The organism is Rhizobacter sp., assembly GCA_021153565.1.
Classification (GTDB): domain Bacteria; phylum Pseudomonadota; class Gammaproteobacteria; order Burkholderiales; family Burkholderiaceae_C; genus Albitalea.
Genome location: JAJKJU010000062.1, coordinates 1 through 9,166, shown reverse-complemented (window position 1 = coordinate 9,166; position 9,166 = coordinate 1). Strand labels below are relative to the sequence as shown.

The window sequence follows — 9,166 nt, the reverse complement described above, 5'->3', positions numbered from 1 at the left end:
TGGAGCGTGAGCGATTCAAGCCTCGGCAAGTTGTTCAAATGCGCCAATCCAGCAGCGGTAATCCCTGAGGAAAAGATCACTGACAACTCGCGCAAGGAGGGAGGCAAGCCTTGAAGGTCCGCGTCGGTGAACCCCTTACCTTGAAGGCGCATGAACTCACCATGGTCCAACGACAGCTTGGCGATTTTCGCGCTCTCGTATGCTTTCAAAGCGCGCGACAAATCGTTTGAATTCCGCACCATCAGGCCTTGCACGGATTGCTTACCAATGGGGGCGGCAGCGCGACAGACTCGGCGAAACGCCGACCTCGTGTCCTTATTCATCCTGAGGGCCACCTCCAACCACAACTCTGGTGGTAGGCCGCCCGGAAGAACAGCCGTTTGTTCGGATGATGGGCTCGCCACGTTCGCCTGCACCGTGGGGGCAGGCACGCCGGCACGCCACGGCGGGCTATGGGGATGCGTGGACGATGCAATAGGAGGCGTCAGCAAGGTTGGTACGAATTCTTGTGCTGGGGCATTCAGCGGCCGCGAGGAGGTTGGACGAGCGGGAATACCTGTTGGCGGTGTGGCGCGAGGTTGCGTGCCGGCACGCGGCACTGATCCACTTGATGAGGCTGCGGCCGGGTCCTGCTCTTCGGGCTGCGGCGGATTGCGCCAGCAGAGCAATGAACGTACGAATCGATCCATTTCGAAGTCTTCTTTTCATTGACTTGGCAAAATTGCCTGTGAAATTGCCCGATCGAGCAAGCAAGCAACGATATGTCGGGGCCAGTCGTCCGCTACATGATTTGCGAGACCAGCCCCGTCGACCACGCTCGGCTCCCTTTGGCCACCGCATCGAATGGTCGAAAGGTGAATCGGGAGGCGCGGCTATGGAATAGGCCAGAGGATGCCAGCGCGCCCCCCCAGCCGACTGAGGCCATGCGAAGCGAATCTCGTTAATCCGAAGCAGGAACCACTTCAACGATGGCGAATACAGTCAGAGGCTGAGAGTATTTCGATCATGCCCGCTCATCACGCCAAAAGCCCCCTGCTCGTCGTTGCAAATGCTCGCCATAGCCAAGCCATGGCTGTGCTTTGCGCCTAGATCAGGCGCCTTTTGACGTGCTGCTCGGACACGTTCGAAATACTCTCAGCCTCTCAGTCCCCTCCCTCTCTGGCACTCTTGCAGCGGGATACGAGACGACCGGTGTTCCGGGTGCCAGGGCGGGCGCCCCCTGACGTTCTTCTGGCCTACCCCCGGTGCCGCCAGCCCCCTCCCCGGGGGAGCCACCCACGCCTCTCAAAGTATCCGTTTCTTGATTGCATCCCCTGTTCAACAACACCCTCGAAGCCAGCCGCACCACGGTCAGCGTTTCGAAACGCAGAGGAAAGCCGGCAGCTTCGCGGCGGCGTTGCTGATCGCGTCGTTGGCCGCACGCAGGGTCTGTTGAAAAATGGCCGAGGTGTCGGGCATCAGCTTCGCGTCGAATGTGAGCCCGTCGGCGCCGTCACTCGCAAATAACATGACTCGTCCGTGATCTGAACTTTTCCGTTTGAAGTTCGGTGCCGATGCCGCGCCACGCGGATGTCAACCGCTCTTCAAGCCGCGCGTCTTCCTTGGAGCTGATGACCCCGGTGGTGTGGCCCATTGCCAGAACGGTGCTCAGGCAAGCCGTCTTGGCCAGCTTGTAGGCATCCCTCGGCAAGGTCGTGGCCATCAGCGCAAAGAGAGACTCGACCGTGCACGCGCCCCCTTTCTGGATCGGTTGCATCAACGGCTTGCCTTCGAAGTATGTGTTCGACAACGCGGCTTCCGGGTGCAGCGACTTCATCCATTCCGTGAACAGCGCGCCCGACTCCGGCCGGAGGGGCATTTCCGCGAGCTCCTCGCGCGATCGCAGCACGAAGGTCGCGCAGATCTCCTTAAAGGCATCGCCCGACAAGAAGGCGGGCAAGCTCTGCTCGATGTGACCGAGCGGCACATCCACGAAGCGACCCACGATCTCGTCTGCGGAGTTGGCCAGACTGACCCGTACCCTGCCGCCATCGAGCATGGACATGGACAGGCCGACCATGTGCGAGAGACGGACCGCGAAACAGGCGTTTGCGATCAGGTAGAACGCGTGCTCGCCGACACGCAGCCCGTGCAACCTGTCTGCCATGTCGTTTGCATGAATGCCGAGTCGGATCGTGAAGTTCTGGTCGAATTCGCCTTCCGAGGTCCAATCGGGCTCGCGGACCGCGCCGAGGTGGCCGCTGTGCTTGAGCGCGGCGGCGACGGCCAGGAGGGCGGCCTCATGCCCAGACGCGGACGCGGACGCGACATGCTCCACAGCCGCGGCGAAGACCCGGGTCGCGAAGGCGACGAAAGAGGCGTCCATTCCGCCCCCGACGTCCGTTGCAGCCGTCCGATCGTGGCCCATCACGTGAAGCATGCCCTTCAGGGCCTCCCGGCTTGGAACCATTTTCCCGGGCTCGTAAGGGTCCTCGACTTCAAGCACGATCTCCGAGCCGTCGGTCAGCCCCATGCGTTGAGGGTCGCAAAGCATTCGCAAGGCCTCGAGCGTACCGGCACCGCGCTCGGGCTCGGCGCCGCGTGCTCCGGTCTGCGAATTCGAACCCGCCAATGGTGTCAAGCTCTGGCGCGGCCGAAGGGAAGCGTCATGAATGGGATGGCAATGCGCCAGCAGATCATGTACCAGCGAATGGCTGGCTACCGGCGATGGTCGCGTGGCGCGTGCAGCCGGCTCGGCCTGGGAAGATCGGGCTTCAATGGCCGGCCGGCTTCTTGGGGCTGCTGCGGACGAAAAACAAGTTCCCACGTCTGGTTCCTTTGGATTGCAAGTCCGTGAACCTTATTGCGTTGGCAGCCGGGACACTGATCCCATCGCGAAGAAGCACATCGGAATGCGAAGTGCTCCCCATCATCCTTGCATGGCCTACCGCAGCAAGCGCCCTTGCGAGTCCATGGACACCAGATCGACCAGACGCGAGCCTGTCCGGTCAGTGGCCGTGTACTTGACCGCAATCCCGCCTATGCTGATCTCGCCAAGCCCTTCCATCCCATCTCTGATGCCCTGTCGCGTCAATGTCTTGGCTCGACGCAAACCCTCGACCATCACCGCAGCCGAGACGTAGCCTTCAAAGCTGCGGTAGTTGATCGGTACTTTGTGCGCGGTCGCCGCGGCCGTGAAGTCACGGCTGATTGGCAGGCTCGCCCGGTATGGGGAAGGCAGGACCTGGGCAAATGGATTTCCGAGCACGCCACTTCCGCCGACGAGCTTGTACTGGGCAAGCATGTCGATGTTGGAAAGCTGTGCCACGGCGGGGCGAAGTTCTTTCATCTCTTCGGTTCGCTCCTGCAACTGGTTCACGAACTCGCTGCATGCTGCTGGGTTGCATAACGCCACCACCGCTCGTGCTCGCATCGCGATGATCTTTTCGACCTCCGAATCCAGACGCGTAGCCTTGCGGTCAAAAATCACTTTGCCCACCAGACTGATGTTTGGATGCTTCCCATTCTTGAGTTGCTGCTCGATGTAGTCCAGCAGCGGCCGCCCGAACTTGTCGTCTTGAACCAGCACGGCCAGTTTGGTTGGCGCCAGACTGAAGTAACGCAAGACGCCATCGACCTCGGCCTTGTAGCTCGCCCTCACGGGGAAAACGACCTTGCTCGCCCGCACCGCGTCCGCTCCGTTCACCGGCGCGATCAACGCCATCTGCTCGCGCTCCGCAACTTTGATCACCGCATCGGTCGGGTCCGATCCCCTGCTCCCAAACAAGGCGACAACGCTTTGGTTTGCCGCCAATGTCTCGGCGTTCTTTGCCGCGTTTATCGCCACGTACGCGTCATCCAGGCTGAACAGCCTGATGCGCCGGCCTGCGATGCCTCCGCGCGAGTTCACCGCATCCAGATAGAGCTTGACGCCAGCATTGAAATCTTGCGTTTGTCCCCCGGCGGCGACTGACGACAAATCCGCCGTCTGGCCGATCACGATGTCATCGGCGGCCGTCGCCAGCGCGCAGGCCGCAAGCATCGATGCGGCGATCACCATTTGGCGTATTGCCCGGTGCATGGTCAGGTGTTCCATCAAGTTCATCTTCACGAAATCAGCAGCCGGACCGCGGACACGGCCAGCAATCCAACAAGAATCTTTTTGAGCAGTGCGGTGGGGAGGTTTCGCGATAGCTTCACGCCAATTGCCGAACAGACGACACCGCTGCCGAGAAGCAACGCCATGCCCACGCCGGAGATCAGGCCAGGTGCTTTGGCATTGCCGCCGTTCCCAACGAAAACCACCGACGCCAGGTACCCGACGACTGAGAGTGCTCCAACGGCCAGGCCGGTGAAGTTGCCTGCCGCGATCGCGTCACGCAGTGGTCGCCTGGGTCCGTAGACCATATATGCCGTGGTGTAGGCGCCGCCCCCAATCCCGATCAGCGTCGACGCGGCTGCGACGAGTGCGCCCCAGCCCGTGTCGAACGCCTTGTTCATCGTCCTTGGTTCAGTTGATTGCGCCGGCTGCCACATGAGCGCTGCAGCGAGCGTGATCTGCAGGGCGCCCACGATCGTTGGCGTCAACACGGAGGGAATGCCGGTCAACACCAACGCGGTGATCGGGGTGACCACGAGCACGCCGATCAGGAAGTATTTCGAAGCTGCAATAAGCTGGGATCTCTCTTCGGAACTGCGAAGCTTGTACTGACGAGTTGCTGCTGACGCAGAATTGAAGAGGACGGCGAACCAGCTGACGACGATCGCGTCATGCAAGGCCGCATCCCCATAGAGCCAGACCAGCACTGGCACGATGACTGTCCCGCCGCCGAGTCCAGCGAGTCCAGCGACGAGGCCACTCAGGGCGCCCGCCATCAAAAGCGTGAGGTATTCCATCCCAACCCGAATCTTGGTGTCGTCTTTAAGCCGGTGAACCCGGCTTGAAGCCTCGCTGAACGGGTCGCACCGACTGTCCGCGAGAGGCGCGATTGTGAACATTCCAGTTACACCGATGTGTCCCGATGTAACGCTGAGCAAGGCAGCTGTTGCCGCAGCGCAGCCTTCAGAAACGTCCCGGAAGCCGGCGCATTGAAAGGCGCTCAAAAATGAATATGCACATGGCCTTCTCGATGACTGAAGACGGTTGACAGGCCATGCTTGAATCGAGGCCAGCAATGAGCGTTCGAGATTTCAGCATCTCTGCAGCGATCACCCTCGAGTGTGCTGCCTTGAGGAAGTTGGCCAGTTCGAGATGGGTGTGATTTTTTGAGAGACCCCTCACCCCAACCCTCTCCCCCCGCCGGGGGAGAGGGAGCTGCAATGCGCTACTTCGAAGCGGGCTACAGCGAGCTGGCCTGCATTGCTCCCTCGCCCCTTCGGGGAGAGGGCTGGGGTGAGGGGTCTGGGCGTCTGAGAGGCTGAGCAACCATGAAATTGTCCTGCGTCAACCCCGCCTTCTTCATCCGCAGTTGCGGGCGATGGTGGACGCCGTGGGGTTGCCTTGATGGAGATCGGTGTGATTTTTGGGAGGCTCCTCGCACGATTTCGAGATTGGAAGAGAAGGTGAAGTTCGTTGCGCTGGCGCTCAGCGGCGTACCTCTCGGCGAAGTTCGGGGTCGACAGCCGGTTACCATTTCATCAGAAAGGACAACTGGTGCGCCGGCGGGAATCAAGGCACGAAACGGTAGCCGATCCCCGTCTCGGTCAGCAGGTGCCGCGGTTGTGACGTGTCGGCCTCGATCTTCTTGCGCAAGTGCCCCATGTACACGCGAAGGTACTGGGTGTCCTCGGAATGGTTGGAGCCCCAGACCGCGTGCAGCAACTGGCGGTGCGTGCGCACGCAGTGCGGATGGCTCGTCAGGTGGGTCAGCAGCCGGTACTCGATGGGCGTGAGGTGCAGGGGCTCGCCGCCTCGCTCCACGATGCGACGCATCATGTCGATCTTGACATCACCGAACTCGACCACCGTGCTGCCGTCGGCCGCGCCGCGGGCTCGGCGGCGCAGGTGCGCTCGGACGCGGGCCAGCAGTTCACCGGCACTGAAGGGCTTGACCAGGTAATCGTCGGCGCCGGCATCCAGAGCTCCAATCTTGTCGGCCTCGGTCGTGCGCGCCGACAGAACGAGGATGGGAACGTCCGACCACGCGCGCAGGTCGCGAATGAGGTCCTCTCCGTCTCCGTCGGGCAGCCCCAGATCGAGCACCACCAGGTCTGGCCGACGCGTACCCGCTTCGATCAGCCCGCGTTGCACGCCGTCCGCTTCGCACACGACGAAGCCTTCGATTTCCAGAGACAGGCGCACAAATCGCCGGATCTCTGCTTCGTCTTCAACCACCAGCACGATGGGCGTTGGATCACTCATGTTAATTTCCCTGGACTTCGTCGACGTCGTCGATGCCGGCAAGCGTTGGCGGGACGCCGCGTGGCAGTTCGACCGTGAAGCGCGCGCCGCCTCGTGGCCGGCTGGCGCCGCGAATGGTTCCTTCGTGGGCCTCGACGATGGCCCGGCAAATCGCCAGCCCCAAGCCCACGCCTGGCGTTGCGCTTTCCTTGCGGCCACGTTCGAACATCTGGAAGATGGCCTCTTCGCGTCCCTTGGGCAACCCAGGGCCATCGTCGTCGACCGTGATGTTCACGCGCTCGCTGGTGGCGTGGGCGCTGATCCGGATCTGACTGCCGGCGGGGGTGTACTTGACGGCGTTCTCCAGCAAATTGCACAGCACGCGCTCGATCAATGCGGCGTCGATGTTGACCATGGGCAAATCATCGTGCAGCGAGACTTGCACGCGGCGCGTATCGAGTGCGCCGCTCATGGCATTCAAGGCACTGCCAACCACCTCTTCGAGCGGCTGCCACTGCCGGTTCAGTTGCACCTGTCCAGACTGGAGGCGGGCCATGTCCAGAAGGTTGCTCACCAACGAATTCATGCGCAACGCGGCGTCCCTGATTCGCCCGGTCATCTCGCTTTGCGCGCCGCCGTGCGGCGAATGCATCATCGCCAGCGACTCGGCCATGCCCACCAGGGCTGCAAGCGGTGTGCGCAAATCGTGCGAGATGGCAGCGAGAAGGGAGTTGCGCAGACGCTCGGACTCCATCTGCACCGTGGTGCTCTGCGCCACTTCGACGTAGTGGATTCGCTCCAGCGAAATCGCCAGAAGCGACGCGCAGGTGTCGAGCGAGCGACGCTGCTCGGGCCCCACCAGTCGAGCAGGATTCGCCGGTTCGATTGCCAGAACGCCTCGCATCCGCATCGGCGCCTTCAGCGGCACGTACAGCAGCGGCGATGCGGCCAAGGTGTTGGTGCCCTGCCCTGCAGCCTCACCATGCTCGAAAGCCCATTGGGCGATCCCAACATCGACGCCCACAGGCATGTCCGGCTGCGGCAGGGCATCGGTCAACTTGTCCTGCAGGTCTGCGAGCAGCAATGCCGACTTCGCCTGGAACTCGGATTTGAGGAAGCGCGCGGCGATCTCCGCGATCTGCTCGGCCATCAAGGCACCTGAGAGGTCGCGCGACAACGCGTACAGCGCACTGACACGCTCTTCACGAAGCGTCGCCACGCGCGCCTGGAATTTCAAGCCTGCCGTCATCTGGCCGATCACCAGCGCCACGACAAGCATGACGGCGAAGGTCAGCAGATACTGCGCATCACTCACGCTGAAGCTGAAGCGTGGCGGCACGTAGAAGAAGTCGAAGGCGCCCACGCTGACGAAGGCTGCCAGCACGGCGGGTCCCCGCCCAAGGCGCACCGCCACCGCGACCACGGCGAGCAGGAACACCATGACGATGTTGGCCAGATCGAGCACATCGTGCAGTGGGGCAAGAGCGAGCGTCACGGCGCCGCAGATGCCCACGCTCCACACATAGGGCAGCCAAGCGGCCGCGGCTCGGTCGCTTGCCGCTTCGCCTTCCGATTCCCTGGCACGCGGCCGATGGCCCCGGTCCCGGGTGGGCAGCGCAATCTGGATCACATCCAGGTCGTTTCCTTGGGCACCGACCGCCTCGGCGAGCGTCATGCGCCATGGGCGAATCAATCGTCCGGTGTCTCGGCCTAGCACCACGCGCGAGAGGTTGTATTCGTGGGCGTACTTCACGATGGTGCCAGCCAGGGTGTTGCCCGTCAGTGTCGCGGTCAAGGCTCCGCTGTCCTCAGCCAACTTCAGTACGTGCATCACTCGCTGCCGCGCAGCTTCGGGCAAGCGCTGCAGGTGTGGCGTCTCGACGTAGATGCAATGCCATGGCACATCGAGTTGCGCTGCCATGCGCGCCGTGCTGCGCACCAGTTTCTCCGATCGCTCATCCGGGCCGATGCACAGGAGAAGCGACTCGCGTGTCTGCCACACCGGCACGGATGCCAGATTGCGCCGGTACTGGAGCATCTCGTCATCCACCCGGTCGGCGGTACGACGCAGCGCCAGTTCGCGCAAGGCAATGAGGTTGCCTTTGCGGAAGAAGTTGCGCACCGCACGTTCAGCCTGCTGGGGAAGGTAGACCTTGCCTTCCTTGAGCCGCTGAAGCAGCTCATCTGGCGGCAGGTCGACGATCACCACTTCATCGGTGTCGTCGAACACACGGTCAGGCACCGTTTCCCACACCTTGATGCCGGTGATGCCGCTCACCACATCGTTCAGGCTCTCCAGGTGCTGCACGTTCATGGCCGACCACACGTCGATGCCGGCATCGAGCAATTCCTCGACATCCTGCCAGCGCTTGGGGTGGCGGGAACCAGGCACGTTCGAGTGGGCCAACTCGTCCACGAGGATGAGCTTCGGCTTTCGTGCCAGCGCTGCGTCCAGATTGAATTCCTTCAACGATCGGTCGCGGTAGCGGATCTCCTTCAGATCGAGTCGTTCAAGCCCGTTCACCAGCGCCTCGGTCTCCGCGCGTGCGTGGGTTTCCACGACGCCGATGACCACGTCCACGCCCTGCTGCTTCACGTTGCGAGCGGCCTGAAGCATGGCGTAGGTCTTGCCCACACCGGCCGATGCACCGAAGAAGATCTTCAGCTTTCCCCGTTCGGCACGTGCTTCCTCCTCCTTCAATTTGGCAAGGAGTTGGTCGGGATCGGGACGGCTCTCGGTCATGGCCCTGACCTTTACGCACGCTGGACACGCGGAAAGTTGCGCGTCTTTACTGGCTTTGACGACATTCTTTTGCAGTGATGTGAGTTTTCGACCGAAATCGATGT

General features: G+C 62.1%; 6 protein-coding genes and 1 pseudogene. All 7 read right to left on the bottom strand.

Going from position 1 to position 9,166, the window contains the following annotated elements; translation table 11 throughout:
- Positions 1-254 (bottom strand): annotated as a pseudogene (locus AC30NL_RS04010) (hypothetical protein); the annotation flags it as partial.
- A 1,096-nt stretch (positions 255-1,350) separates the two neighbouring features.
- Positions 1,351-1,509, bottom strand: a complete 159-nt coding sequence (locus AC30NL_RS04005; RefSeq protein WP_489462721.1) for a hypothetical protein — start codon at positions 1,507-1,509, stop codon at positions 1,351-1,353.
- Positions 1,493-2,611, bottom strand: coding sequence for a hypothetical protein (locus tag AC30NL_RS04000; RefSeq protein WP_489462720.1), 1,119 nt, complete (start codon positions 2,609-2,611; stop codon positions 1,493-1,495). The genes AC30NL_RS04005 and AC30NL_RS04000 overlap by 17 nt, the downstream gene beginning before the upstream one ends.
- 312 nt (positions 2,612-2,923) lie before the next feature.
- Positions 2,924-4,075 carry an ABC transporter substrate-binding protein gene (locus AC30NL_RS03995; protein ID WP_489462719.1) on the bottom strand — a complete coding sequence of 384 codons (1,152 nt, stop codon included), beginning with the start codon at positions 4,073-4,075 and terminating at the stop codon, positions 2,924-2,926.
- A gap of 11 nt (positions 4,076-4,086) precedes the next feature.
- Positions 4,087-4,875 carry a sulfite exporter TauE/SafE family protein gene (locus AC30NL_RS03990; protein WP_489462718.1) on the bottom strand — a complete coding sequence of 263 codons (789 nt, stop codon included), beginning with the start codon at positions 4,873-4,875 and terminating at the stop codon, positions 4,087-4,089.
- Positions 4,876-5,647: 772 nt separating this feature from the next.
- A complete protein-coding gene (locus tag AC30NL_RS03985; protein ID WP_489462717.1) occupies positions 5,648-6,340 on the bottom strand; it encodes a response regulator in 693 nt (230 codons plus the stop codon).
- A gap of 1 nt (position 6,341) precedes the next feature.
- Positions 6,342-9,062 (bottom strand): two-component system sensor histidine kinase KdpD, encoded by a 2,721-nt coding sequence (gene kdpD / locus AC30NL_RS03980; RefSeq protein ID WP_489462716.1) that lies wholly within the window; start codon positions 9,060-9,062, stop codon positions 6,342-6,344.
- Positions 9,063-9,166 lie beyond the last annotated feature (104 nt).

What these genes read in the sequence shown, in the direction of transcription:
- AC30NL_RS04005 (WP_489462721.1), bottom strand. Translation starts at nt 1,509, where the DNA reads ATGTTATTTGCGAGTGACGGCGCCGACGGGCTCACATTCGACGCGAAG.
- AC30NL_RS03995 (WP_489462719.1), bottom strand. Translation starts at nt 4,075, where the DNA reads ATGGAACACCTGACCATGCACCGGGCAATACGCCAAATGGTGATCGCC.
- AC30NL_RS03990 (WP_489462718.1), bottom strand. Translation starts at nt 4,875, where the DNA reads ATGGAATACCTCACGCTTTTGATGGCGGGCGCCCTGAGTGGCCTCGTC.
- AC30NL_RS03985 (WP_489462717.1), bottom strand. Translation starts at nt 6,340, where the DNA reads ATGAGTGATCCAACGCCCATCGTGCTGGTGGTTGAAGACGAAGCAGAG.
- kdpD (WP_489462716.1), bottom strand. Translation starts at nt 9,062, where the DNA reads ATGACCGAGAGCCGTCCCGATCCCGACCAACTCCTTGCCAAATTGAAG.